The following is a 26186-nucleotide window of genomic DNA, read 5'->3' on the forward strand; positions in this document are numbered from 1 at the left end:
TTATTGGTTCTTGCGCGGGTGTGGCGGGCAGGGGCTCTTCCCCGGAATGGAGCGCAAGTCCGGCATACGGAAGTTCAGCGAGAAAGAGATTGAAGCGCTCCGGGTCATTGAATGTCTGAAAAAGGCTGGCATGGAGATCAAGGACATCCGGCAATTCATGGATTGGTGTGTGGAAGGGCCGTCCACCTCCCCGCAACCGCCCTTTTCCGCAAAACGCGGGCAAACTTCAAAAAATGTTACAATTTTCTCATGAAAAAGGGCGGTTTCCCATTGACAGGCTTGTTATAATAGGAGTGTAAAGATTTTTGAGCCAGCACTCGGCGGCTCGGATTGCTTGAAGGTTCCGATTTGCGGACTTTGGAAAAAAAGAAAGAGGCAACAGCATTATGACCAAGATCGATATTTTCTCCGGCTTCCTTGGTGCCGGTAAGACCACCCTCATCAAAAAGCTCATCAAGGAGTCCTTTGCGGGCCAGAAGGTCGTTCTGATCGAGAACGAGTTCGGCGAGATCGGCATCGACGGCGGCTTTTTGAAGGAGTCCGGCATCCAGATCAACGAGCTGAACGCCGGCTGCATCTGCTGCTCGCTGGTGGGCGATTTCCGCGCCGCCTTGCAGCAGGTGGTGGAGCAGTATCACCCCGACCGCATCGTCATCGAGCCGTCGGGCGTGGGCAAGCTGTCCGATGTGACCCGCGCCGTCGAGGGTGTGGCCGAGCACCTGGACGTGCAGCTGAACAGCTTTGTCACCGTGGCTGACGTGAACAAGGTCAAGATGTATATGAAGAACTTCGGCGAGTTCTACGATGACCAGATCAGCCATGCAAGCTGCATCATCCTGAGCCGCACCCAGACCGCCAGCGAAGAGAAGATCGCTGCAGCGGTGGCCATGCTGCGCGAGAAGAACCCCACCGCCACCATCGTCACCACCGCGTGGGATGCCCTGACCGGTGAGCAGATTTTGAACGCTATGTCCACGAAGGACGACTTCAAGGCAGAGCTGATCGCCATGGCAGCCAAGGCCAATGAGGAGCATGCCCACGAGGACGAGGAAGAAGAGCACGAGCATCACCATCATCATTACGATGAGAACGGCGTGTGCAGCTGCGGCCATCACCATCACGACGACGATGACGATGAGGACGAACACGAGCATCATCATCACGACCACGATGACGAGGATCACGACCATGACCACTGCTGCCATCATCACCGCGATGACGAGGAGGATGACCACGACCACGATCATTGCTGCCACCACCATCATGACCATGATGATGAGGAGGAGCACGAGCATCATCACGATGAGGACGGCCACTGCTGCTGCGGTCATCATCACCACCATCATCACGATGGCCACGATGCCGATGAGGTCTTCACCAGCTGGGGCGTCGAGACCGCCAAGAAGATCGCAAAGGCTGACATCGAGCATGCGCTGACCGAGCTGGATACCGGCAAGTACGGCATGATCCTGCGCTCCAAGGGCATCGTGGACGGCGGCGCAGACGGCTGGCTGGAGTTTGACTATGTGCCCGGCGAGTGGGAAGTCCGTTCCCGCGGCGCAGACGTCGGCGGCAAGCTGGTCGTCATCGGCTCCAAGCTGGACGAGAAGGCCATTGCCGGCCTGTTCGGCTGCTGAGCCCGGACAACACAGAGGAGGAAAACCGTTTATGGCAAATGAGATCCCGGTCTACCTGTTTGTGGGCTTCCTCGAAAGCGGAAAGACCAAATTCATCCAGGAGACCTTTGAAGACCCCAACTTCGACTCCGGCGACAAGACCCTGCTGCTGGTCTGCGAAGAGGGCGAAGAGGAATACAATCAGAAGAAATTCGCCTTCCCCGGCGTGACCCTCTACAATTTGGAGGACAAGGCAGAACTGAACCCCCAGAACCTGGCCAAACTGGCCAAGGAAGCAGATGCAGGCCGCGTGGTCATCGAGTACAACGGCATGTGGCTGCTGCAGGACCTGGCCAACAATCTGCCCGAAAACTGGATCGTCTACCAGTGCATCGCCACGGCCGACGGCACCACGGCCCTCACCTATGCCCGCGACAACTCCATGCGCGCTCTGCTGCTGGACAAGATCGCCCGCAGTGAGCTGATCGTCTTCAACCGCGCGGAGGCCGTCAACAACGACGCCGCCCGTCAGGAGCTGCACAAGCTGGTGCGTCAGGCATCCCGCAAGTGCGACATCGCCTATGAGTTCGCTGACGGCAGCGTGGCCTACGATGATATCCCCGACCCCCTCCCCTTCGACCTGAACAAGCCGATGGTGGAGATCGGCGACGACGATTTCGGCATCTGGTATATGGACTGCCAGGACGAGCCCCAGAAGTACACGGGCAAGACCGTGAAGTTCCTGGCGCAGGTCTGCCAGACCAACCGCGCAGGAAAGAACAGCTTCGTGCCCGGCCGCTTTGCCATGACCTGCTGTGTGCAGGACATCCAGTTCGTCGGCTTCCCCTGCTCCTACGATGGCTACAAGGCGCTGGAGCAGCGCGCCTGGGTCACTGTGACCGCAAAGGTCAATTACAAGTTCCACAACATCTACCGCGGCAAAGGCCCGGTGCTGACCGCCATCTCGGTCGAACCCGCCGAAAAGCCGCTGAACGATGTCGTCACATTCTCTTAACCCGCACACTGAAATCACATCAAGGAGGATCTCACCATGAAAACGTTGTTTCGCGTTCTGGGCGCGGCTGCTGCCGTCGCCGCCACCGGTGCCGCCATCGTGGTGCTGGACAAAGTTCTGAACGACAAGGGCCCGCTCCACGTCGAAGAGGTGGAGTTCCCCGAAGAGGCTGAAAAGGACCCCGCAGAGGCCGCCAAGGCAGCCGAAGCCTACGCCGAAGGCGAGGCCAAGACCGCTGAGCCGGGCGACGCATGGCCCCCGGCCTTCGAGAAGGCATCCGAGGAAAAGGCATCTGAAGAGCCGGAGGCTCCCGCTGCACAGCCGGAGACGGCCGAGGAAAAGCCTGTGGCCGAGGAAGCACCCGTGAATCCGGTGGAGGCCGGCCCCGCCGTCGCCCCCAAGGATGAGACGGGCAAGTTCGACGTCACCAAGATCGCTGAGGCCAGCGATTTCACCGGCGTGGAAGAGGAATCCGGCTGCAAGAGCTGAGATTTTGTAAGATAAAAAAGGACGTCTCGTCACAGGATGAGACGTCCTTTTTTGATACGTTTTATGTGCCGTTGGCGATCTGCTTCAGCCGTTCTTTGTCCAGTACGGTGACGCCGCCGCGGTAAAGGCGGACAAGGCCCTCCCCGGCAAAGTATTTCAGCAGGCGGCTGACGACCTCGCGGGCGGAGCCCATGTAGCGGGCGATCTGGTCGTGGGTCATGCGGACATCCGTGCCACCGGTCTTGGCCAGCTCATCGGTGAGGAAGATGGCCAGCCGCCGGTCGGCGCTCATGAACAGGATCTGCTGCATGGTCCACATGGTGTCGGAGAAGCGCTCGGCGGTCATCTGGTAGGCGTAGCAGCGGACATGGACGTTCTGCTGCATCAGCTGGCGGAACACGCCTGCGCTGATACAGTAGGCCTCGGTGTCCTCCTCGGCGTCGATGTACAGGTCAAAGTTGACGGAATCCATCACGCAGGATGCCGACAGGATGCAGACTTCGCCGGGAAACAGCCGGTAGAGCGTGATGTCCCGCCCATCCTCCGAGAGCAGATAGGCCCGCAGCTGGCCCGACCGCAGCAGCAGGATGCCCACGCAGTTCTCGACCGGGCTGTGGACCCGCTCCCCTTTCCGGTAGCGCACCGGCCGGGTGAAGCGGCAGAGCTGCGCCTGTTCCTCCGGCGTGAGCTGGTCCCAGAATGGGAAAGCGCAGGCCAGACAGTTCCGGTTGACCGGAGTATTTTGCACATCGGACATGGTGTTATCCTTTCCGCACCGCTTTGGCAGCTTCGGTGCCTGCAAGTGCTCCCTCATAAACAGCCTTGGCGACCTGCAGCAGCCCGCCGGTGCAGTCCCCGGCGGCGTAGAGGCCGGGCAGGGTGGTCTGCATCTTCTCATCCACGACGATGCGGTTTCCCTCTACTTCGGCCCCCAGCTTGCGGGCCAGCGCCGTGCTGCCCGCCACGCCCAGCGCCACGAACACGCCGGACAGGGGCACCTGTCGGCCGCCGTTCAGCTGCACACCGGTGACGGTCTGTTCGCCGAGGATGGCGTCCACTGTTTCGGGGCAGACCCTCACCTCCGGCGGGAACTGTGCCGTCAGCGGGGCCCCGTTGGTCAGGAGGGTGACGCTCTTTACCAACGGCAGAAGGGCCTGCACCTCATGCAGGGCATATTCGCCGCTGCCCAGCACCGCCACATCCTTTCCCCGGTAGAAAAAGGCGTCGCAGGTGGCGCAGCAGCTCACACCATGGCCTTCCAGCTCTGCCAGACCGGGGATCTTCGGTGCGGCGCGGGAAGCGCCGGTGGCCAGGATGACGGCATCGGCGGGGAACTCGCCCGCCAGCGTCTCGACGGTGAGCTTGTCGGTGTAAGTCAGGCCCACGGCCTCGGTGGTAACGAACTGCACCCCCAGCGCTCTGGCCCCTTCGATGCCCCGGCGTTCCAGTTCGGCACCGGAGATGGGCGCAGCAAAGCCGTAGTAGTTCTGGATGTGTGCGGCGCGGTCCAGTGCGCCGGGCCCTTTGGTGAGAACGGTCGTTTCGACCCCTGCGCGGGCCGTGTACAGAGCGGCCGACACGCCGGCCGGGCCGGAACCGATGATGACGATGTTGGGCATAAGTTACTCCTTATCTGGTTCACCTTCCTGCAACCTCTCCGTCATTGCTTCGCAATGCCACCTCTCCTAGTAGGAGAGGCCTTGGCAGTCCTTGCAAAGTCTCCGGTTTCGCCAGAGGCTCTCCTACCAGGAGAGCTGTCGAGCGGATGCGAGACGGAGAGGTTGTACAGAGGAAAACGTTTCAACGGATGGATCAAGTATAGTATACACCTTTTCCCGCAAAAATCTGTGACCAGGTCTCAAAACTGCACACTTTTCATCCGGGGCCGAGTGTGTTATACTGAATCGACTGAATTTGACCCAGGGAGGCACCGAACATGTCCAAGCAGCGTTTGCTTTTTATCACCACCGGCGGCACCATCGCCAGTGTGCGCACCGCACAGGGGCTGCGGCCCGTTCTGACCAGCGAGGAACTGCTGGCCCATCTGCCGGAACTGAACGAGCTGTGCTGCCCGGAGACGCTGGCGCTGTGCAGCATCGACAGCACAGACCTCGGCCCCGAACACTGGCTGCTGATGGCGCGGGCCGTGCAGGAGAATTATGCGCTCTACGATGGCTTCATCATCTGCCACGGCACCGATACGCTGGCTTATTCGGCGGCGGCGCTGTCCTACCTCATCCAGAATGCGGACAAGCCGATCATCCTCACCGGTGCGCAGCAGCCCATCTCCAACGAGATCACCGATGCGAAGAAAAACCTGCGCGACAGCGTCATCTGCGCGCTGGACCCCGGCAGCCGGGGCGTGATGGTGGTGTTCGGCGGGCATGTCATCGCGGGCACTCGCGCCAAGAAAAACAAGACCATCAGCTACGATGCCTTTGCGTCGGTCAACTTCCCGGCGCTGGCGCTGGTGCAGGGCGACCGGCTGGTGCGGTATATCCCCTCGCCCTGGCCCACCGGCCCGGTGGAGTTTGGCCGGGCACTGAACCCCAAGGTCTTTCTGCTCAAGCTGACGCCCGGCCTTGGCCCGGAGCTCATCCCGGCCATTTTTCAACAATACGACTGCGTCATTGTGGAAAGTTTCGGCGTGGGCGGCATCCCGCAGCGGCTCATGGACGCTTTTGCAGAGAATCTGGGCGATTACGACAAGACCCGCAAGATCCTGATCCTAACCACACAGGTCACCTACGAGGGCAGCGATGTGGGCATTTACGAGGTCGGCAAGCGGGTCCGGAACCGGTTCCGATTCCTGGAAGCCCACGACATGACCATCGAAGCCGTCGTCACAAAGGTGATGTGGCTGCTGGCCCAGAACTGCGAGAGCTTCGACCAGCTCCAGCAGCGGTTCTATCGGCAGGTCAATTTTGATACGTTTTATCATTGAAAATAACAATACCGCCGAACGGCGGTATTGAAGGCGCTGTGTCCAAAACGCAGGCGGCCGCCCCTTGCCGGTACCTAGGCGCCGGGCAGGGCGATTCTCGGTACGTTTCAGATCATGAAAATCGCCCCCAAATTTACAAAAACGTTGCAACTGTGCCGTTGCACAAGCCAAAAGGTATGGTATACTATAAGAGGATTCTGGCAGAACTTCTGCCGCAAATGCCCCGCTGAGGGGCCAAGATAAAGGAGCATTGGAACAGTATGGTTCGCATTACTATGGAAGACGGCGGCGTCATCGACATTGAGCTGAATGAGGAAGCCGCCCCTCTCACCTGTGAGAATTTCAAGAAGCTGGTCGGTCAGGGCTTTTACAACGGCCTGACCTTCCACCGCGTCATCCCCGGCTTTATGATCCAGGGCGGCTGCCCGCTGGGCAACGGCACCGGCGGCCCCGGCTGGAGCATCAAGGGTGAGTTTGCTGCCAATGGCGTCAACAACCCGATCAAGCACACCCGCGGCGTCATCAGCATGGCCCGCAGCATGAGCCCGAACAGCGCCGGCAGCCAGTTCTTCATCATGCACCAGGATGCCCCCCATCTGGACGGCCAGTATGCCGCATTCGGTAAGGTCGTGGCCGGTATGGACGTGGTGGACAAGATCGCTGCAGTCGCCACCGACTGGAACGATAAGCCCAAGACCCCGGTCCGGATGAAGACCGTCGAGCTCATCGAGGGCTGAATCACGATCTGAAAAAGAGCTTTCCGCCGCAGGGCGAACTTCACCCCATGTGTTAGACAGTATACTGTCTAACACATGGGGTGTTTTGCATGCCGAAAGGGCACCGCAAGTACAATGGAACACGGATCAGATTTTTGTCAATCCCGACTGTCCGCCTCCAGCAGCGCACGCTTCACGCTGATGAGGCTCTGCGGGCTCACGGAGAAGCTGCGCAGGCCGAGTTTCAGGTACTGCACGGTGTTGGCCGGGTTGCCGACGGCCAGACCGCAAATGGTCACGGGGATCTGGCCCGCGTCCGCCGCCTCCACGACCATGGCGATGAGCTTTTTCATCGCGTGGCTGGCCGGGCGATAGTAGCGCTCGGCGATGGAGAGGTCGCGGTCCACGGCATGGGTGTACTGGATGAGGTCGTTCGTCTCAATGACAAAGAACTCACACCCGTGGGCCACAAATTCTTCCGCCGTCAGGCAGGCCGACGGTACACTGAGCATGACGCCGAAGGGCATCTTCTCGTTGAAGCGCTCCCCCCGCTCCCGCAGGTGCTGGCGGCAGTGCTCCACCAGCTTCATGGCTTCGTCCCAGTCTTCCAGATTGGTCACCATCGGGAACATCACCCGCAGCGGGCCGTCTGCCGCCGCACGGAACAGCGCACAGATCTGGGTTTCGAACTGATGGGGGCGGCGCAGGCTGCTGCGGATGCCCCGCAGGCCCAGCTTGGAGGACTCCGGCCCCTGATGGGCGTCGGCCATGGTGCGGTCTGCACCAAAATCAAAGGTGCGCACCGTGACCACCCCGCCCTTTGCCGCCGCCAGGCAGGAGTGATAGAACACATACTGCTCCTGCTCGTCCACCGGGCGGCCCGGCAGCATCATGTAACCGCTGCGCAGCAGACCTACGCCGGACGCGCCGGACTGCCGCGCCGTTTCGATGTCCTCCTGCCCGAAGCAGTTGGCCAGCAGTTCAAAGGGCTGGCCGTCCTTCGTCCGGCACGGCAAGGCGCAGACGCGGTTCATCTCCTCGTTCTCCCACTGCTTCTCGCAGATGCGGGACATCGCCTGCTGGCGGGTGACGGCATCCGGGTCGAGGATGCACTCGCCGTTGTCGGCGTCCAGGATGGCCGTGCGGCCGTCGCAGTCGTTCAGAAAATCGCTGCCCACCTGCACGATGCCGGGGATGTGCATAGCCCGCGCAATGATGGCCGCATGGCTCTGCTTGTTGCCTTCTGCCGTGATGATGCCCAGGATCATTCCGGCGGGCACACTGAACAGGTCGCTCGGCATAAGCACCTCTGCCGCCAGGATGACGGGGTGGTCCAGCGCCAGCCAGACGCGGGGGCGGTTGGTCAGGATGTTCACCACGCGGCGGGCAGCATCGAGGATGTCCACGCTGCGCAGCTGCATATAGGCGTTGTCTTCCATCTGGGCCAGCTGGTCAGCATAGCGGCGGCCGGCCCGGTCTACGGCTTCGGCTGCGCCGACGCCTGCCTTGATCTGGAACCGGACTTCGTTCATGAAGCCCTCGTCCTCCAGCATCATGCTCTGGAACAGGAAGATGGCCTGTTCGGTGGGGCCGCTGCGCTCAGCCATCGAGTCCAGCTCGGCCTGTGCCGTCTTGACGGCCCGGTCCAGCAGCCGCTGTTCCCGGTCCGGGTTGAACGGCCCTGTGCCGAAGCTCTCGGTCCTGCGCTCCACACGGCTCACCTGCCCCAGCACCAGGCCGGACGAGGCGGCATATCCCTGATAGACTTTCATTCCTCCGTCACCTCCGTCGGGGCAGGCGTGGTCAGTGTGCGGAAGACCAGCGCCTGCAGGAATGTATTGGGCAGCAGCGCTGCCCATGCGGCCTGCGCCGCGTTTCCGCTGCCCTCGAACAGCGGTTCAAATCCCTCGATGCGAGTGCGGTCGCAGGTCTCCAGAAACGCCTTTGCCAGCGTCTCCACGGTGTAATACCGGGTGGGGTCCACGCCCACATCCTCGGCGGCCGCTTCCAGCGGGGCCAGCTCTGCGTCCTGCATGTTGGCCAGCTTGAGCGCCAGGTCTGCCGTCAGTGTCACCGGGTACTTTGCCTTCACCGCCTTCTGCACGGCGTCGAACCGCTGCCGGAATGCGGCCGCGTCCTGTGCGGTCTGCTCATTCTTCGCCACCGCATAGGCACAGCCGCGCAGCCGCCCGAAGGCCCGCAGGGTGTCGTAATAGCCCAGCTCGATGTTCCGTCTGGCCGTGTCCGGGTCAAAGTGGAGGATATCGCCCAGCTCCCAATAGCTGCGCACCATGGTGGTGGGCAGGCCGGTGCGGTTGGGCAGGGTGATGCCCACCCCTTCCAGATCGACACAGACCAGCTCCTCGGCCCCCATTTTCTGGGCCAGCCCTGTGGGCATGTTGTCGCGGTAGCCGCCGTCCAGAAACTGCACCCCGTCGATCTGTTTGGCCCGCAGCGCCGGGAAGCAGGCAGCCGAAGCCAGCAGGTAATCTTTCACCTTGCCTTTCGGGATCTCTTCCAGCGGCAGCTCACGGGGCTTCAGGCCCCGCTTTTCCACCGTGACGAGCCCGAACCGGATGGGCGAGGCGCGCAGTGCGTCCTCGTCCAGCACCCGCTCCACGATCTCTTCCAGCGGGGTGACATCCATGCCGCCCGCGCGCACCACGTCCCGCAGGAACTGGTGCAGCTCGGTCAGATTCCGGGTCTCCTCCGGCAGCTCCATCACGTCCTGGCTGCGGATGCTGGTCCACATATCCCGTGCGGTCTCGTACAGGTCCAGCGCGAACATCGCGCCGTTCAGGCTGCCCACACTGGTGCCGGTGATGATCTGCGGGTTCCAGCCGAGTTCGGTCAGGGCACGCCAGACGCCCACCTGATAGCTGCCGCGGGCCCCGCCGCCGGCAAGCACCAGTGCCTTTCTGGGGGTATCGTTCTGCGCCATCCAATACGCCTCCTTGTCGTCCGATTCAAACCTGCAAAAAGTATACCATATTTTCGGGAAAATTTCTCCCTGTTTTTGGAACAAAAAGCGTGGTATAATTTAGTAAATTATGACTGTGAGGAGGACTGCATGAACTGCAACCAATGGATCTTTGATATGGACGGCACCCTAACCGACAGTATGACTGCGGTGTGGGAGAACGCCCCGCTGGCGCTGCTGCGCCGCTACGGCCGCACCCCAAGGGCCGACCTGCGCTCCACGCTCCTGAGCATGGGCATGGCGGACGGGGCGCAGTACCTTATCCGCGAATACGCGCTGCCCCTGCGGCCGGAAGACTATTTCGGCGTGATGCGCTCGGTCATCGCCGAGCTGTACGAGACCGTGGAGCTCAAGCCCGGTGTGCGGGAGCTGCTGGCCCGCCTCAAGGCCGAGGGTGCCCGGATGTGCATCTGCTCCAACACCTGGAGCGACCAGTGCAAAGCAGTGCTCACCCGCCTGGGCGTGGACGACTGCTTCGAGTTCTACATCGAAGCCCAGGGCCCCCTGCACAAGAGCCGCCCGGACGTCTTTTTCGCAGCCTTACAGCGCCTCGGCGGCACCGACCCGCACCGCTGCGCCGTCTGCGAGGATTCCCTCTACGCGGCCCGCACCGCCCACGACGCAGGATTTTACGTCATCGGCATCGCCGACGCCGCCAGCGCCGCCGATGAACCCGCCCTCCGCCGTGTCAGCGACCAGTTCCTGACCCGGTGGGCGGAGTTGAAGTTCTGACAAAAAGAGGCCTTGCCCGTTGGACAAGACCTCTTTTCTATCGTTTATCGTTCCAAAAACTTCCGGAAGGCTGCCCTCACGGCGGCTTCGCGGCCGCGGGGGATGGGGACGCGGGCACCGCTGCGCATCCACAACTCCCCCACGGACAGCTGCGACGCCGCCGCCAGATTGACCACATAGGAGCGGTGAGGCTGCAAAAAGCGCCGGTCGGCCAGCAGCGGCTTTGCCACTTCGGAGAAGGGCACCCGCAGCGAGAGCGAGGCCACATCCTCGCCGCTGGCAAGGTGGAAATGCACCACATGGTGGGTGCATTCCAGATACTCGATGTCCGCAAAGGGGAGGGCCCGCAGGCCGGTCGCCGTCGTCACCGGGATGACGGGGCCGTACTCCGGCTCGGTGGCGCGGTCCAGCAGGGCCGTGAGCTGTTCGGGCCGGAAGGGGATCTGCAAATACTGCATCGCATCCACCCGGAACGCCTCGTAGGCGTAGGCAGGCGTGTGGGCCAGAAAGGCCAGCGGTGCCCGCACCCCGCGCTGCCGCAGCTGTGCCGCTGCCTGCAGACCTGCCGCCGGGTTTGCCGCTGTCAGCTCGATGAGGTACAGTTCGAACCGGCTGCCCGCGTCCTCTTTCCGGAGCAGGGCCCCCGCGTCCTCCAGCTGTTCCACGATGCAGGCATCGGCCCGGCGGGCATAATATTCAAGGCAGTGCCGCTGCACCCGCCCCCGCAGCACCGCATCCGGGCTGCAGACCGCAATGTGAAAGATCATTTTTTCAATTCCTTCCTCCTGCCCGGCCTTCCGGGCGCTTGCATTTTGCGCCGCACGGGAGTATAGTTACTATAAAATCAGAAAAGGAGACGCCGCCATGAATCAGCCCCTTGTCAGCATCATCCTGCCCGTGTACAACGCCCAGAACCATCTGGCCCGCTGCGTGGGCAGCATCTGCGCACAGACCTATTCCAACATCGAGATCATCATCCTGAACGACGGTTCCAAGGACCAGAGCCTGCCCGTCTGCGAAGAGTTCCGCGCCAAAGACCCCCGCATCGTGCTGGTGGACAAGGAAAACTCCGGCGTAGCGGACACCCGCAACCTGGGCCTGAAGCTGGCCGGCGGCAAGTATGTGCAGTTCGTGGACAGCGACGACTATCTCGACCCGGACTTCACAGCCGCTCTCGTGGCCGCGGCCGAGGAGCACACCGCCGACCTCGTCATCGCGCCCTACAAGATGGTCATCCCGGCGGGCGCTTCCAAGCCCGAACAGGTGCTCGATAAGATCCAGGACGAGCTGGGCGTCATGAGCGTCGCCCGGCCCCCGGAAATGCGGGAGTACGGCTTTCTGCCCGCAGGCGTTTATGACAAGGACACCTTCGCCCTCCGCCTGATGGACAAGCCCGCCTCCTATTTTTACAGCGTGCTCTGGAACAAGCTCTACCGCCGCGACCTCCTGACCCGGAACGACATCCAGTTCGTCAGCGAGATGCACTGGGCCGAAGACCTCGTCTTCAACCTGCGGTATATCCAGTACGCCGAGACCTTCGTTTCCATCGGCAAGGCCGGTTATTACTACGTCCAGAACCCGCAGAGCATCTGCCACACCCAGGTCCACGTATCCACCGTGGTGCAGAACAAGCTGCAGGTGTTCCGCTATTACAAAGACCTCTACACCCGCCTGGGCATGTATGAGGAGGTGCGCCCCCAGCTGTACAAGTTTCTGGTGGACATCGCCGAGAGCACCTACCCCTCCGGCCCGTTCAAAAAGGCCATTGATGAGGCAAAAGCCTACTGGAAAGAGCACAAACCGGAACAGGAATAACAAAAATCGAGAGGCCGATGGCCTCTCGATTTTCGTTATGAGAGGTTACGCTCCGATGGCAGCGCACTTCTTGGCCAGCCAGTCGCGCTCCTCCTCGGTCAGGCGGGGAGCGAGCTTGGTGAAGACCTCGCGGTGGTAGGCGTTCAGCCACTCGATCTCGTCCTTGGTCAGGATGCCGGGCACCACGGGCGAGGTGGCGATGGGCACAAAGGTCAGCGGGCGGAAGGCCAGGAAGGTGCCGTACTGGTTGTCGGCCTTGTGGTAGCACTCCAGCTCGTTCTCGATGCGGATGCCGACGACGCCGCTCTCGTAGACGCCCGGCTCGTCGGTGACGATCATGCCCGGCTGGAACACGGTGGTGTTGCGGCCGTTCAGAGCGTGGGGGCCTTCGTGGACATTGCCCACGAAGCTGACGCTGTGGCCGGTGCCGCAGCGGTAATTGATGAGGTGCTGCCACAGCGGCTCACGGGCGATGGTATCCAGCATGTGGCCGTCGCAGTAGTTCAGCCAGACGGCCTTGGCAATGTCGATATGGCACTGCAGCGTCCAGGTGTAGAACCGCTTTTCGTCCTCGGTCAGCTCGCCCAGCGGGTAGGTGCGGGTGATGTCGGTGGTGCCGTCCATGTAGGTCGCGCCGCTGTCCACCAGCAAAAAGCCCTTCTTTTCGAGCTTGGCGTGGTCTTCCTCGGTGGCATGGTAGTGCATCATGGCCGCGTTGCCGCCGTAGGCTGCAATGGTGCCGAAGCTCTCCACGATGAACTTGTCCTGTGCCGAGCGGTACTTGTGGAGGATCTCATCCACGGTCAGCTCCGTCAGCTCCTCGCCTGCGGCCAGACGCTCTTCCAGCTCCTTCTGGAACCGCACCATGGCCACGGCATCGCGCAGATGGGCCTCACGGTCGTGGTTCAGCTCGGTCTCGTTCTTCACGCCCTTCATCGGCAGCAGGGGGTCGGCCTCGTCCTTGACGGTCAGGGCCGGGTTGTTGTTCAGCGTCTCGTAGACCGCATAGTTGACGGAAGCCGGGTCGGCCAGAACGGTCTGGGCCTCGGTCTCCGCGGCCAGGAAGGTGAGGATGTCGTCATATTCGGCGATCTCGACGCCGTTCTCCTTCAGCTCAGCAGCGGCCTCCGCGCCCAGACGACGGGTGTTGATGAAGAGGACGGCACGGTCCCCGGTCACATAGCAGTAGGCCATGGCATAGGGGGTGCACTGGATGTCCATCGCGCGGAGGTTCAGCAGCCAGGCCAGGTTGTCCAGCTTGCCCACCAGCTGGGCCGTGCAGCCCAGCTCCTTGAGCTTGGCCCGCAGCTGCTCCAGCTTCTCGGCGGGGGCAAAGCCCGCATACTCCTTGCTCAGGAGCCAGGCCGGGGTCTCCGGCAGGGCGGGGCGGCCCTCGGTCCACAGCGCATCTTCCAGATTCAGGGTCTTGATGGTGCCGTGCTTGGCGTCCAGCGCTTTCTGTACGCTGCGCACCAGCTGGCAGGAAGCGGTCAGGCCGCACAGGCCCAGCACACCGCCTTCCGGCAGGGCATCGGCGCAGTACTGCTCCACGGTGGGCACACCCGGCTCGCCCATCCGTTCCAGCTCGATCTCGGTACCCGCGATCTCCTTTTCGGCCTGCACAAAATAGCGGCCGTCGGCCCACAGGGCGCTCTTGTCTCTGGTCACGACGAAGTTCGAGTTCTCGCCGTGGAAGCCGGAGAAATAGGTCAGGGAGGTGTAGTGGTCGGGCAGATACTCGCTGGAGTGCGGGTCGCCCACCGGGATGAGGTAGAGGTCCACGCCATTGGCGTCCATGGCGGCGCGCAGCGCAGCCAGACGCTCAGGGACTGTATTCATGCTCATGATAAAAGCCTTCTTTCTTACACTTGCCGGAAAAACGTCCGGCGGCGGTTCTCGCTGGCTCCTATTGTATCATTCCGGCGCACGGATTGCAATTGCCCCGGCCGTTTTACTCCAACGGGGTGAAACGGCGCTTATTCGTCCGCCGTCTTTGATCTCAGATCCAGCTCCGGCATCAGCTCCTCGCTGATGATGGTGAGCATCTGTTCCATTTTGTCCACGTCCTCGGCGGGGAAGCGCTCCCGCACACGCTCGACCACGGTGTGCAGGTAGGAATAGCTGATGTTGTAATACTCGAAATACTTCTGGGTGGGGCGCAGGTGGTACTCGCGCCGGTCCTTGGCGGACTGGATCTTTTCCACGTAGCCCTTGCGCATCAGGCTGCCGATCTTATACGCCGCGTTGGGGGTAGAGATCTTCATCATCCGCGAGAACTCCGCAATGGTGGGCTCGCCCATGGCCATGATGCCCTCCATGCAGAAGGACTCCACCGTGGTCAGGGTCGCCTCGCGGGTGGCAAAGCGCTGAAACACGTTCTGATAGAAGTGCAGCTTGAATTTTGTGTAAACGTCGTTGAATGCTTTTTCCAGCATGGTGCGGCTCCTTCCGATCGCTCAATTTCCTTTAGTATACCATGTTTTTCCCCAGAAGCAACGGAATTTTTCCGTTTTGAAACAAAGGGCCCCCCAGCCCATGCAGGCCGGGAGGTCCTTTGCGTTAAGGGGGACGCTCACTGCGTCGGGGATGTTCCGATCGTGCCGAGGAGCTTTTTGAGCCGGAGCCATGCGCCGAAGACGTCCATCTTGGTGACATAATGGTCCGGGTCAAAGAAGGACGCATCCTTCTTGTCGGCCGCGTCCATCAGGCCGTTCTGGACCGCCCAATGGGTGGCCTTTTGCAGCTCGATCTCTTCGGCGGGGATATCGCCGTAAAGGGTGGGCAGAGCCACCTCCGGTTTGCCTGCGGTCTCCCACAGGAGCAGCGCCAGCGCACGGCGGTCGGTCGGCACCGGCACACCCTGGGGCAGCGCATTGGCGAGGTAGAGGTCTACGCCCAGGTTCACGCCCTGCCACACCACGATGCCTGCGGCTGCGCCGCCCACCGCGATGGTCGCCGCCGTTGCCAGCGGAGAGGGCGCTGCATCCTCGATGATCTCCGCCGAGCGGTACTGCGCCCGGATGGTCACATCCTCGGCGGGCATCTGGAAGGTCATGGCCTCGGCCCGATAATCGACGTTGATATCGCCGCTGAGCTTGCTCGACGAAATGCTCCACATGTCAAACGTCATGCCGTCCGGGATCTCGTTCTGGTCCAGCACCACGGTCAGGGTGTCGTTCTCCTTGGCGGAAACAGACGTCTTGCCGTCGATCGTGCCGCCGATGACGGTCACGGTGTAGGTGGTGGGTTCCGGTTCCGGTTTCGGTTCCGGTTTCGGTTCCGGTTTCGGTTCGGGTTCGGGTTCCGGCTTGGTGATGAGCTCGCCGTTCAGCACCACGTCATCGTCCGGCATGGTAAAGGTCACGGTCTTCTTGTCGACGCCGTAGCTGCTTTCTGCGATGGGCTGGCCGTTCAGGCTGAAAATCTCGGTGTCGGCAGTGATGGTCACTTCCTTCGTCGTGGCATTGCTGGTCACGACGTAGGGGGCCCAAGCCGCAGACACACCGTTGACTTTCTCGATCTTGGCATTGGAGGAGGCCGCATCCCAGGTGATGGAGTGGAGATCTGTTACCCCGTCCAAACCTGTGTTGCCGTTGAATATGCCGCCGTTCACGGTGCCGCCGTTGTTGCTCACACTGTCCGCGAAGGTACCGCCAGAGATCGTTCCGTTGGTGTTGTTTTCCACTGTTCCTTCAAAGGTGCCCTTCTCGATGGTGCCGTTGTTCTTGACTTTGTCGTGGAACGTGCCGTTTTCGATAATGCCGTTGTTCTCGACCGAGTTCTTGAACGTGCCATTCACGATGCGGCCCGGTGCCCTATTGTCGACCTCGCCGTGGAAGGTGCCGCCCAGAATGCCGCTGTTGTTGAACACTTTGCCGTTGAACTCGCCGCCCGTGATGGCCGTCGGCTTGCCCACAAAGACGTTGCACTCCACCGCCGCACCATCTCCGATGGTGCTGAAATCGAACAGCCCGCCGGTCTGGTTGCTGCCCGTCAGAAGCAGCATGTTGCCATAGGTCGGGTCATTGGGGATGTACTGCCAGCCGTCGCCCTTGCAGGGGTTTTTGCCGCCGTTGGAATCCTTCGGCCAGCCGTTCTCCATGACGAGGTCGGTGCTGGTGATCGCTCCGTTCAGCACCACGCTCTCTTTTGGCATGGTGAATTTCACGGTATTCTTGTCGCTGCTGTCTTGGCTGCTGTTGCAGTTGCCCGCGCCGATGGGCTTGTGGTTCAGGCTGTAGATCTCGGTGCTGGCGGTGATGATTACTTTCTGGTTCATGGTCAATTCGGCCACGACGACGTAGGGCTCCCAAACCGCAGACACACCGTTGACTTCCGTGATCTCGGCTTTGGAGGAGGCCGTATCCACGGTGATGGGGTAGACACCAAATCCTGGTACGTTTATGTGGCCGTTGAACACGCCGCCGAATATGTGGCCGCCGTAGCTGTTGTTCACCCTGCCCGCGAAGGTGCCGCCAAAGATCGTTCCTCTGCCGCCGTTTTCCACAACACCCTTGAAGACGCCGTCCATGATGGTGTTGCTGTTTGTCACTTTTTTCTCAAAGCTGCCGTTCTTTATGGTGCCTTCGTTTGTCACGCTGCCCGCAAAGGTGCCGTTCTCGATGGTGTTTCTGTTTGTCACTTTTCCATTGAAGGTGCCGTCCTTGATGTAGCCGCTGTTTGTCACTTCTTCATTGAAGGTGCCGTTGTCCATGATGGTGCCGTTGCTTGTCACTCTGCCCGCGAAGATGCCGTTCTTTATGGTGCCTTCGTTTGTCACTTCTCCCTCAAAGGTGCCGCCGGTAATTTCCACACGCAATTGAGTCTCAACCGCACACGCCACAGGCTCTGCCCCCGCTCCCTTACTGGTGTTTTGGGGATAGGTGGAACTGAAATCAAACGTTCCACTCGTCAGAGTCAGTTTGCCTTTCGGGTTCGACGCGTCTTTTTCACTGTACGTCCATCCTTTGCCCTCGCAGTCGGCAGTGCCGTTGTTGGAGCCGACCGGGTAGCCGCCCTCCATGACGAGTTCGCCGGTGCTGAGCACCACGTCCTCGTTCGGCATGGTGAATTTCACGGTCTTCTTGTTGTTTGTATCGGGGTATTCGCTGTCGTAGTCGCCCCCGCCGATGGGCTTGCCGTTCAGGCTGAATATCTCGGTATCGGCAGTGATGGTCACGATAGTGCCTGCGTAGGCGTAGGGGGCCCAATGCGCAGACACATCGTTGACTTTCTTGATCTTGGCATCGGGGGAGGGCGCATCCACGGTGATGGGGTAGCCACCTGTTACCCCGGTTGGTTTTGCATTGCCGTTGAACACGCCGCCAGTCACGCTGCCTTGGTTTTCCACACTGCCCGCGAAGGTGCCGCCAAAGATCGTTCCGTTGCCGTTTAACACCGTTCCCTTAAAGGTTCCACCAGAGATTTCTCCTCCGGCGTTGTTTATCACTTCTCCCTCAAAGGTGCCGTTAGTGATGTTTCCTCCTTGGTTGTTTGACACTTCTCCATTGAAGGTGCCGCCGGTAATTGTCGCACCCTGTTGAATCTCAATCTCACATCGCACAGGCGTTGTGGTCGTTTCTCCACCGCCTTGGGGATGGGTGGAACTGAAATCAAACGGTCCACTCGTCAGAGTCAGTTTCTTCATGTGGGCATCGTAACTCCAGCCGTTGCCACTGGTGCCGTTCGAACAGTCCGGCAGACCGTTCGCGCCCATGACGAGGTCTTGGGTGGAGCCTTCTGCAAAGGCCCCCAGGGGGAGCACGGAGAGCACCATGCTCAGTGCCAGGATCAGGCTGAGAATGCGTTTTTTCATCGGGGTCGTCCTCCTTTTCTGCCAAAGACTGCGTCAAAAAGCCGCACGGTCGTTCGTTTCTGGGTCCATCATACCACAGAAACAACCGGAAGGAAAGCAAAACCGCGTGAAGCACCCTGAAAACTGCGCGAATGATGATTTTTGCCCCCTTGACAGGGTCAAAAACGCCGGTTGGGTCAGTCTGCTTTGGCCGTTCGCAGCCGGATGACGTTCAGCACCACCAGCTCCAGCACGATGGCCACGGCCAGCAGCACCAGCGAGGTGAGCAGGCTGGCGCTGGCGCCCAGGAACATCTGGCTCAGGCCGGTGACGACATAGCACACCGCCGAGATGGCCGCCGCCGTGATGGCATAGGGCAGCTGGGTGGACACATGGTTCACATGGCTGCAATGAGCACCGGCGGACGCCATGATGGAGGTGTCCGAGATGGGGGAGCAGTGGTCGTCGCACACTGCGCCGGACAGGCAGGCCGCAATGGAGATGACCAGCATCTCCCCCTGCGGGAACGCATGGCAGACGATGGGGATGAGGATGGAGAAGGTGCCCCAGGACGTGCCGGTGGCAAAGGCCAGGAACACCGCCACCAGAAAGATGATGGTCGGCAGCAGATATTGCAGCGCAGCCGCCGAGCCGTTGAGCAGGTTGGCCACGTAATACTTGGCACCCAGCAGGTTGGTCATGCCGGAAAGAGTCCACGCCAGCGTCAGGATGAGCATGGGGCTGACCATGGCCTTGAAGCCCTCCGGGATGCAGGCCGCGAAGTCCTGAAAGGTCATCACGCCGCGCACCCGGTAGAACACGAAGGTGAACAGCAGCGCGATGCTGCTGCCCATCACCAGGCCCGCCGAGGCATTGCAGTCGGAGAAGGCGGTGATGAAGTCCACGCCTTCAAAGAAGCCGCCGGTGTAGATGAGGCCGAAGATGCAGGCCGCAATGAGCACCAGCACCGGCAAAATCAGGTCGATGACATGGCCGCAGGCTGCGGTGCCGTCGTCCACATCGTCGCCGTAGGGGCGGTCTTCGGTGGTGAAGAGGTCGCCCTTCAGCGCGTTGTCCTCGTTGAGCTTCATGGGGCCGTAGTCGGTGCCCGTGAAGATGAGGAAGAGGATCATGATGAGGGTCAGCAGGGCGTAGTAATTATACGGAATGGTGCGCAGGAACATGGTAAAGCCGTTGATGCCCGAACCTTCCGGCACCGAGGAGGTGACGGCCGCCGCCCAGCTGGACACCGGCGCGATGATGCAGACCGGGGCCGCCGTGGCGTCGATGAGGTAGGCCAGCTTTGCGCGGGAGACCTTCTGCCGGTCGGTCACAGGCCGCATGACGGAGCCTACGGTCAGGCAGTTGAAGTAGTCGTCCACAAAGATGAGCACACCCAGAACAAGGGTCATGAACTGCGCCCCCGCGCGGGTGTGGATGTGGGTGGACGCCCAGCGGCCAAAGGCCGCGCTGCCGCCCGCCTTGTTCATCAGGGCCACCAGGATGCCCAGCATGACCAGAAAGACCAGAATGCCCACATTGCTGGAGTCGGACAGCTTGGCGACCATGCCGCCGTCTTCGTTGAAGAACAGGGTGTTCAGGGCCAGTTCCAGGTTGCCGTTGGCAAAGAGCAGCGCACCCGTCGCGATGCCCACCAGCAGCGAGGTGTAGACCTCCTTGGTGTTCAGTGCCAGCACGATGGCCACCACCGGCGGCAGCAGAGAGAGCGCCGTGCTGTACACGGCGCAGGTGTAGGTAGACGGGTCGGCAATGGTGCCGGGGGTTGCCGCCGTGCACCACAGCAGCAGAGCGAACACCAGCACGGCGCCCGCCCACGAAAGATTGACTTTTTTCATACGATCTGATTCCTCTTTTGATTTTTTGCCTCAGCGCGGGGCAGACTATCCCCAACCAGACAGGGAAGGGGGTGTTTGCCGCGCCGGATTATAAAGCGCTGTACTTTGAACTGTTCCGCGCCAGCGAACAGGCCGCCCGCCTCCTCCACGAGGCCCAGCAGCGGGCCGAAGAACAGGTGATGGCGGAGGATGAACCACCGCTGCGGTTGGAAGAACCGCTCCATCCCCACTCACGGGATGCCGCCCCCCGGAAACCGTGAAGCGAAACGGAAACGCGGCATGGAGTACAACCTCTCAGTCATCGCTTCGCGATGCCAGCTCCCCTGGTAGGAAAGACTCCCTCCGGCCGGAGGGAGATGTCGCGAATAGCGACAGAGGGAGGACGACCACTGGCGAGAAGGCGAAGTTTGCGGAATGCCAAGGGCTCCCCTACCAGGGGAGCTGTCGAGCCGTAGGCGAGACTGAGAGGTTGTACGAAGGATTGCCTTAGCCCTTCTTGCTCTCCGCCTTCGCCGCGAACTTCGCGTCATTGACGACGAAGCGCTCATGCACGCCGCCGCCCACGGGGCCTTTTTCGTCGTGCAGCGAGACCTTGAACACCAGCTTCCGGCCTTCTACGGCGGTCAGCTCGCTCTCACAGGTCACGGTCATGCCCACGGGGGTGGGGGCGGTGTGCTCCAGTTCCAGCTTCGTGCCCACCGAGCCGCAGCCCTCGTCCAGCTCGGACGCGACGCTCATCCAGCAGGTCTTTTCGGCCAGTGCCACCAGTGCGGGCGTTGCGAACACGTTCAGTGTGCCGCTGCCCATGGTCTTTGCGGTGTTTTCGTTCGTCACGAGCTGGCTCTGCTCGCCGTGGATGCCAACATTCAACATAAAAAAACTTCCTTTCCAAAATCGCCTTGCGGCAGTAAATTTCCGACCTCCTGATAGGATACCACATTTTCCGCGTCGATGCACCTGTTTTTGGTGGATTTCTGCATTTTCCTCTTTCCGGTCGGACGGCACCCCTGCTTCCCCCTCACCGGACCTCTCCATTTTTCAACGCTCAAAACGCACCCTTTTTGCAGATTGAAATCGCAGTTTTCTTGCGTATTGGGGTATTTTTTTACAATTTCGAAGTTCTGCTCAAAATCTTTGCAAAAAGCCTTGACAGAGCCTCTTCTGCGTGATACTATGAACACATGAACAAACGTTCACATGAATGTGCCGCGAAAGGAGAGACTGCCATGAACGACCCCAAAGACGCTCTGCCCGCCGCGCAGCCGGGGCCTCTCGTGATGCCGGATGACGAAGTGCTGTATGAGCTGGCCGACCTGTTCCGGGTGTTCGGCGACTCCTCCCGCATCAAGATCCTGTATGCACTCCACGACAGCGAGCTGTGTGTGCAGGACCTCGCGAATGCGGTGCAGCTGAGCCAGTCTGCGGTGAGCCACCAGCTCCGGGTGCTGAAGGACTCGAAGCTCGTGCGGTTCCACCGGGACGGAAAGACCGTTTACTACGCACTGGACGATGACCATGTGCGCAGCATCCTCTCCATGGGGATGGACCATATCGAAGAATAACCGAAAGGCAGGTACTTATTATGAAAAAGAGCTACAAGATCGAAGTCGATTGCGCAAACTGCGCCCAGAAGATGGAAGACGCCGCCAACACCGTGGCCGGTGTGGCAAATGCGACCGTCAGCTTCATGACCCAGAAGATGAAGGTGGAGTTCGCAGAGGGCGCAGACCCCCACGACACCATGGTGAACGTTCTGGCCGCCTGCAAAAAAGTCGAGGACGACTGCGAGATCTTTGATATCTGAGCAGCGCATCCGATGAGAACGGCTCCTCCTTCGGGGGAGCCGTTTCCTTCCCCGGCGATTTCCTGTTGAAAGAAAAGCCAGTTTTCAACACTTTCCACCGGGTTTTCAACAGCTTTTGCGGAAAAGTTTGAAAACAAACGCGAAAAAGTCAGATTTCTTCGGGAAAACCTCGTGGAAAACATGGGGGAAAACGTGGAAAAGCTCCCTTTCCGGGGAAAACCTGTTGAAAACGCCCCCAGCCATCCGTCAAAAGGAGAGTTTCGTATGACCAAAAAGCAGAAAAAGGTGCTGTATCAGATCATCGCAGCGGTCATCCTGATCGTGATCCTGAAGCTCCTGCCCGCATTCCCCACCCCGGTGGAGCTGGTGCTCTACCTCATCCCGTACCTCGTGGTGGGCTGGGATGTCCTGCGCAAGGCGCTCAAGGGCATCAAGAACCGCCAGCCGTTCGACGAGTGCTTCCTGATGGCCGTTGCCACCGTGGGCGCGTTCGCGCTGGGCGACTATGTCGAGGGCTGCGCCGTCATCCTCTTTTACCAGATCGGCGAGCTGTTCCAGAGCGTGGCCGTCGGCAAGAGCCGCCAGAGCATCTCCAGCCTGATGGACATCCGCCCCGACTACGCCAACATCGAGGACGCAGACGGCAAGCTGGAACAGGTAGACCCCGATGATGTCGAGGTCGGCACCGTGATCGCGGTCCAGCCCGGCGAGCGTGTGCCCATCGACGGCGTGATCGTGGAGGGCATTTCGGCCCTGAACACCGCAGCCCTGACCGGCGAGAGCCTGCCTCGCGATGTGCAGACCGGCGACGAGGTCATCAGCGGCTGTGTGAACATGACCGGCCTGCTCAAGGTGCGCACCACCAAGGAATTTGGCGAGTCCACGGTCTCCAAGATCCTCGACCTCGTGGAAAATTCCAGCATGAAGAAGGCCCGCACCGAGAACTTCATCACCCGTTTTGCCCGCGTGTACACCCCTGCCGTCTGCTACAGCGCACTGGCTCTGGCGTTCATCCCGCCGGTGGTCCTGCTGCTGATGGGCCAGCCCGCCCGCTTCGGCGACTGGGTCTACCGCGCCCTGACCTTCCTCGTCATCTCCTGCCCCTGCGCTCTGGTCATCTCCATCCCGCTGAGCTTCTTCGGCGGCATCGGCGGTGCCAGCGCCTGCGGCATCCTCGTCAAAGGCTCCACCTATCTGGAAGAGCTGGCCCGCACCGGGATCGTGGTCTTTGATAAGACCGGCACCCTGACCCAGGGCACCTTCAAGGTCGTGGGCGTCCACCCCGAACACGGTGTCACCGAAGACGCCCTCGTGGAGGCCGCCGCCCTGGCCGAGAGCTGGTCCAAACACCCCATCTCCCTGAGCATCAAGGCCGCTTACGGCAGGGACATCGACGCCAGCCGCGTCACCGATGTCCAGGAACTTGGCGGCCACGGCGTGACAGCAAAGGTGGACGGCAAAACCGTTGCCGCCGGTAACTCCCGCCTGATGGCAAAACTGGGCCTCACCGCCCCCGAAGTGACCGAGCCGGGCACCCTCGTGCATGTGGCCATCGAGGGGCAGTACGCCGGTTATCTGCTCATCGCGGACGTGGTCAAGCCCCACAGCGCGCAGGCCATCCGGAGCCTGAAGTCCGCAGGCGTCCGCAAGACCGTGATGCTGACCGGCGACGCCGAGCCTGTAGCCAGAGCGGTCGCCAATCAGCTGGGTCTGGACGAATACCATGCCGGTCTGCTGCCCGGCGACAAGGTGGACCAGATCGAAACGCTCCTCGCCGCCAAAGGCCCGAAAGAAAACCTCGCCTTCGTGGGCGACGGCATCAACGACGCGCCCGTCCTGTCCCGCGCCGACCTCGGCATCGCCATGGGTGCGCTTGGCTCGGACGCCGCCATTGAGGCTGCGGACATCGTCCTGATGGACGACGACCCGGCCAAGATCGCACTGGCCATGCGCATCGCCCGCCGCACCCTCCGCATCGTCTACGAGAACATCGTCTTCGCACTGGCCATCAAGTTTGCCTGCCTGATCCTCGGCGCTTTGGGTCTGGCAAGCATGTGGACCGCCATCTTCGCCGACGTCGGCGTCATGGTGCTGGCCGTCCTCAACGCCACCCGCGCCCTCTACACCAAAGACCTTGCCCGGAAGAACGAGCAGTGACCCATAACAAAAACCGGGAGATGCCGCATGGTATCTCCCGGTTCTGATTTTTATCACAGCATTCGGCACAATACAAGAAGTTCCGCGCTGCTTCACAGTTCCTCTCGCAGCTCCGTCAGATCGGCCCAGAAGCGTTTGGGGCAGTGGGTCATGCGGCCCCGCTCGTTGTGGCGGGCCTGGATCTCCAGCGTTTTGTAAAACTGCTTCCAGAGCGCCTGAAACTGCTGCTCCCGCTCACTGGGCGGGGGAAGCTCCAGCGGCTCGGCCAGTTCCAGCAGCTGCGGCCGGTGATCCCGATACAGCAGCACTGCCTGGTGCACCGCGTCGTAGATCATGAAGTCTTCCTCCGGAAAGCGACCGCAGAAATGCCCCCGCAGCAGCGGCAGGATGTAGTTTTTCGGGTGGATGACCGCACCCAGCATCCCGTCGTGTTCCTCGAAGCGGACGAAACCCTGAAATTTGTCCACCTCCCAGTCGAGGCTCTTTTTCATCTCGTAGAGCGGTGCGACGTCCGGGTGGCCTGCCCGCTTGACTGTGCCCGGCCCCAGCGCGAAGGCCAGATGCAGAAACCGGATGAGGAGCAGTTCCTTGTCCTCCCGGCCGGAGAGGAAGTCCCGTGTGACGAGGTATTCCGTCTCGGCCCCCAGTTTCCGGCCAAGGCTGGCAAACACCCGCCGGGCTTTTTCGTGGTCGGTGGCGATGTCCTTGAAGGGGTAGAGGGTGGCGGTCTCCCGCTCCGGCGTCCAGACCGCAAACGGGATCTCGTGCTGGGCAAAGCTCTCGAAGACGCAGCAGAGGAAGCCCTCAAAGCTGCCGTCGTAGAGGTAAACGACAGCGGCATCGTGGAGCTTGCGGGCGGGGTTCACAGCGCTCTGGCCAGACATTGCACTGCCTCCTCCCGCACCAGCTTCTGGGCCGCGTGGGGCGGCACTCCCTGTGCCACCAGCTTGTCCACGGCGGGCGGCGAGAACAGGCTCAGCTGCTCCACGCCGCCGCTGAAAACGGTCGGGTCGATGAGCGCGCTCGTGATCCGCTCCCGGCCCGCGCTGCCCCGCCCCGGATGCGCCCCGGCAAAACCCCGGCAGGTGATGAAATACTGGGCCCGCTTGAGCACCACGCCCATCCGCTTCAGCTCATCCAGCCCCAGCGAGGCCTGTTTCCGGGCATGCCAGATGCGCCGGGCACTCTTGGGGCCGATGCCCGGCACCCGCAGCAGCATCTCGAAGGAGGCCCGGTTCACGTCCACCGGGAACAGCCCGTAATGCTGAACCGCCCAGTTGCATTTCGGGTCCAGATAGGGGTTGAAGTTCGGGTGATCGGCGTCCAAAATCTCGTCCGCTTTGAACTGATAGAACCGCAGCAGCCAATCCGCCTGATAGAGCCGGTGCTCCCGCAGCAGCGGGGGCTTGGTGTCCAGCGCGGGCAGGCGGGTATCCTCGGCCACGGGGATATAGGCGGAGTAGAACACCCGCTTGAGGCTGTATTTCTGGTACATTCCCTCGGTCAGCTTGAGGATGTGATGATCCGTCTCCGGCGAAGCCCCCACGATCATCTGGGTGCTCTGACCGGCGGGCGCGAACCGGGGCGCTTTGCGGTAGAGGGTCAGTTCCTCCCGGTTGGCGGCTCCTTCCACTGCGATCTGCTTCATGGGCCGGAAGATGGAGTGCCGCCCCTTGTCCGGGGCCAGCAGTTTCAGGCTGCTCTCGCTGGGCAGCTCCACATTGACGCTCAGGCGGTCAGCCAGAAAGCCCAGCTGCTCCAGCAGTTCCGGGCTGGTGCCGGGGATGGCCTTGGCGTGGATGTACCCGCCGAAATGGTATTCGTTCCGCAGCAGGCGCAGGGTCTTGAGCATCCGCTCGGTGGTGTAGTCCGGGCTGACCAGTACCGCGCTGGACAGGAACAGCCCCTCGATGTAGTTGCGGCGGTAGAACTCGATGGTCAGCTCGGCCAGCTCCCACGGCGAAAAGGTGGCGCGGGGCGCATCGTTGGACCTGCGGTTGACGCAGTAGCTGCAATCGAAGGCACAGCAGTTGGTCATCAGCACCTTGAGCAAGCTGACGCAGCGGCCGTCCGCCGTAAAGGCATGGCAGCAGCCCGGTGCGTAGCAGCTGCCCATGCTGCCCGCCTTTGCCGCGCGGGACGCTCCGCTGGACGTGCAGGCCACATCGTATTTCGCGCTGTCTGCCAGAATGGTCAGCTTTTCCATCAGCGACTGTTCCATGCCGCACCTCCGTTCGTTTATCAAAAAAGGCTGCCGCATCCTTGCAG

At 61.3% G+C, this 26186-nt stretch carries 24 protein-coding genes; 12 read left to right on the plus strand and 12 right to left on the minus strand.

Features of this window, described 5'->3' with window-relative positions; translation table 11 throughout:
• Positions 1–10 precede the first annotated feature (10 nt).
• The 4 genes from DWY95_RS12285 to DWY95_RS12300 all read left to right on the plus strand — a co-directional run bounded on the left by DWY95_RS12285 (position 11) and on the right by DWY95_RS12300 (position 3120).
• Positions 11–253 carry a MerR family transcriptional regulator gene (locus tag DWY95_RS12285; protein WP_337995349.1) on the plus strand — a complete coding sequence of 81 codons (243 nt, stop codon included), beginning with the start codon at positions 11–13 and terminating at the stop codon, positions 251–253.
• A gap of 133 nt (positions 254–386) precedes the next feature.
• Complete coding sequence (locus tag DWY95_RS12290; protein ID WP_118553713.1) at positions 387–1637, plus strand: CobW family GTP-binding protein; 1251 nt, start codon at positions 387–389, stop codon at positions 1635–1637.
• Between the two features lie 31 nt (positions 1638–1668).
• On the plus strand, positions 1669–2631 hold the full coding sequence (locus DWY95_RS12295; protein ID WP_118553714.1) for a GTP-binding protein: 963 nt from the start codon (positions 1669–1671) through the stop codon (positions 2629–2631).
• A gap of 36 nt (positions 2632–2667) precedes the next feature.
• On the plus strand, positions 2668–3120 hold the full coding sequence (locus DWY95_RS12300; RefSeq protein WP_097791775.1) for a hypothetical protein: 453 nt from the start codon (positions 2668–2670) through the stop codon (positions 3118–3120).
• Between the two features lie 61 nt (positions 3121–3181).
• Here DWY95_RS12300 and DWY95_RS12305 read toward each other — a convergent pair whose 3' ends face one another.
• Both DWY95_RS12305 and DWY95_RS12310 read right to left on the minus strand, forming a co-directional pair.
• Positions 3182–3877 carry a Crp/Fnr family transcriptional regulator gene (locus tag DWY95_RS12305; RefSeq protein WP_118553715.1) on the minus strand — a complete coding sequence of 232 codons (696 nt, stop codon included), beginning with the start codon at positions 3875–3877 and terminating at the stop codon, positions 3182–3184.
• A 4-nt stretch (positions 3878–3881) separates the two neighbouring features.
• Entirely contained in the window at positions 3882–4739 is an 858-nt protein-coding gene (locus DWY95_RS12310) for an NAD(P)/FAD-dependent oxidoreductase (protein ID WP_118553716.1), read from the minus strand.
• Positions 4740–5056: 317 nt separating this feature from the next.
• On the opposite strand from DWY95_RS12310, the gene DWY95_RS12315 reads away from it, so the two are divergent.
• The gene (locus DWY95_RS12315) at positions 5057–6064 is read left to right on the plus strand and encodes an asparaginase (protein ID WP_097791772.1); all 1008 of its coding nucleotides are present in this window, start codon (positions 5057–5059) and stop codon (positions 6062–6064) included.
• A gap of 260 nt (positions 6065–6324) precedes the next feature.
• Positions 6325–6801 carry a peptidylprolyl isomerase gene (locus DWY95_RS12320; protein WP_097791771.1) on the plus strand — a complete coding sequence of 159 codons (477 nt, stop codon included), beginning with the start codon at positions 6325–6327 and terminating at the stop codon, positions 6799–6801.
• Between the two features lie 137 nt (positions 6802–6938).
• Here DWY95_RS12320 and DWY95_RS12325 read toward each other — a convergent pair whose 3' ends face one another.
• Both DWY95_RS12325 and DWY95_RS12330 read right to left on the minus strand, forming a co-directional pair.
• Positions 6939–8552 carry a putative PEP-binding protein gene (locus DWY95_RS12325; RefSeq protein WP_097791770.1) on the minus strand — a complete coding sequence of 538 codons (1614 nt, stop codon included), beginning with the start codon at positions 8550–8552 and terminating at the stop codon, positions 6939–6941.
• A complete protein-coding gene (locus DWY95_RS12330; protein WP_118553717.1) occupies positions 8549–9721 on the minus strand; it encodes a patatin-like phospholipase family protein in 1173 nt (390 codons plus the stop codon). Before DWY95_RS12330 ends, DWY95_RS12325 begins: the two co-directional genes overlap by 4 nt.
• Before the next feature lie 129 nt (positions 9722–9850).
• Between DWY95_RS12330 and DWY95_RS12335 the strand changes: the two genes are divergently transcribed.
• Positions 9851–10492: an HAD family phosphatase gene (locus DWY95_RS12335; RefSeq protein ID WP_118553718.1), complete on the plus strand. Its 642-nt coding sequence runs from the start codon at positions 9851–9853 to the stop codon at positions 10490–10492.
• Between the two features lie 44 nt (positions 10493–10536).
• On the opposite strand, the gene DWY95_RS12340 is transcribed toward DWY95_RS12335, so the two are convergent.
• A complete protein-coding gene (locus DWY95_RS12340) occupies positions 10537–11259 on the minus strand; it encodes a LytTR family DNA-binding domain-containing protein (RefSeq protein WP_097791767.1) in 723 nt (240 codons plus the stop codon).
• A gap of 97 nt (positions 11260–11356) precedes the next feature.
• Here DWY95_RS12340 and DWY95_RS12345 point away from each other — a divergent pair, with 97 nt between their 5' ends.
• Positions 11357–12307: a glycosyltransferase gene (locus DWY95_RS12345; protein ID WP_097791766.1), complete on the plus strand. Its 951-nt coding sequence runs from the start codon at positions 11357–11359 to the stop codon at positions 12305–12307.
• A gap of 45 nt (positions 12308–12352) precedes the next feature.
• Here the strand turns inward: DWY95_RS12345 and DWY95_RS12350 are convergent, their stop codons facing one another.
• From DWY95_RS12350 to DWY95_RS12365, 4 genes are all read right to left on the minus strand, one after another.
• Positions 12353–14152, minus strand: coding sequence for an aminopeptidase P family N-terminal domain-containing protein (locus DWY95_RS12350; RefSeq protein WP_118553719.1), 1800 nt, complete (start codon positions 14150–14152; stop codon positions 12353–12355).
• A 131-nt stretch (positions 14153–14283) separates the two neighbouring features.
• Positions 14284–14742, minus strand: a complete 459-nt coding sequence (locus DWY95_RS12355; protein ID WP_118553720.1) for a winged helix DNA-binding protein — start codon at positions 14740–14742, stop codon at positions 14284–14286.
• A gap of 137 nt (positions 14743–14879) precedes the next feature.
• Positions 14880–18122: a hypothetical protein gene (locus DWY95_RS16905; RefSeq protein ID WP_147365972.1), complete on the minus strand. Its 3243-nt coding sequence runs from the start codon at positions 18120–18122 to the stop codon at positions 14880–14882.
• Positions 18123–18298: 176 nt separating this feature from the next.
• Positions 18299–19957 carry a Na+/H+ antiporter NhaC family protein gene (locus DWY95_RS12365; protein WP_118553722.1) on the minus strand — a complete coding sequence of 553 codons (1659 nt, stop codon included), beginning with the start codon at positions 19955–19957 and terminating at the stop codon, positions 18299–18301.
• A gap of 71 nt (positions 19958–20028) precedes the next feature.
• Between DWY95_RS12365 and DWY95_RS12370 the strand changes: the two genes are divergently transcribed.
• Positions 20029–20217, plus strand: coding sequence for a hypothetical protein (locus tag DWY95_RS12370; RefSeq protein WP_118553723.1), 189 nt, complete (start codon positions 20029–20031; stop codon positions 20215–20217).
• Between the two features lie 226 nt (positions 20218–20443).
• Here the strand turns inward: DWY95_RS12370 and DWY95_RS12375 are convergent, their stop codons facing one another.
• On the minus strand, positions 20444–20830 hold the full coding sequence (locus DWY95_RS12375; protein WP_118553724.1) for a thioesterase family protein: 387 nt from the start codon (positions 20828–20830) through the stop codon (positions 20444–20446).
• A gap of 353 nt (positions 20831–21183) precedes the next feature.
• Here DWY95_RS12375 and DWY95_RS12380 point away from each other — a divergent pair, with 353 nt between their 5' ends.
• From DWY95_RS12380 to DWY95_RS12390, 3 genes are all read left to right on the plus strand, one after another.
• A complete protein-coding gene (locus tag DWY95_RS12380) occupies positions 21184–21519 on the plus strand; it encodes a metalloregulator ArsR/SmtB family transcription factor (protein WP_118553725.1) in 336 nt (111 codons plus the stop codon).
• Between the two features lie 20 nt (positions 21520–21539).
• Positions 21540–21761, plus strand: coding sequence for a cation transporter (locus DWY95_RS12385; RefSeq protein WP_097791758.1), 222 nt, complete (start codon positions 21540–21542; stop codon positions 21759–21761).
• 264 nt (positions 21762–22025) lie between these two features.
• Positions 22026–23918, plus strand: a complete 1893-nt coding sequence (locus DWY95_RS12390) for a heavy metal translocating P-type ATPase (RefSeq protein ID WP_118553726.1) — start codon at positions 22026–22028, stop codon at positions 23916–23918.
• A gap of 92 nt (positions 23919–24010) precedes the next feature.
• On the opposite strand, the gene DWY95_RS12395 is transcribed toward DWY95_RS12390, so the two are convergent.
• Together DWY95_RS12395 and DWY95_RS12400 are read right to left on the minus strand one after the other, a co-directional pair.
• Entirely contained in the window at positions 24011–24802 is a 792-nt protein-coding gene (locus DWY95_RS12395) for a TIGR03915 family putative DNA repair protein (protein WP_097791756.1), read from the minus strand.
• The gene (locus DWY95_RS12400) at positions 24781–26139 is read right to left on the minus strand and encodes a putative DNA modification/repair radical SAM protein (RefSeq protein ID WP_118553727.1); all 1359 of its coding nucleotides are present in this window, start codon (positions 26137–26139) and stop codon (positions 24781–24783) included. Before DWY95_RS12400 ends, DWY95_RS12395 begins: the two co-directional genes overlap by 22 nt.
• Positions 26140–26186: the final 47 nt, after the last annotated feature.

The sequence above is a fragment of the Faecalibacterium sp. AF28-13AC genome (assembly GCF_003478405.1).
In the GTDB taxonomy this organism is placed as follows: Bacteria; Bacillota; Clostridia; order Oscillospirales; family Ruminococcaceae; genus Faecalibacterium; species Faecalibacterium prausnitzii_E.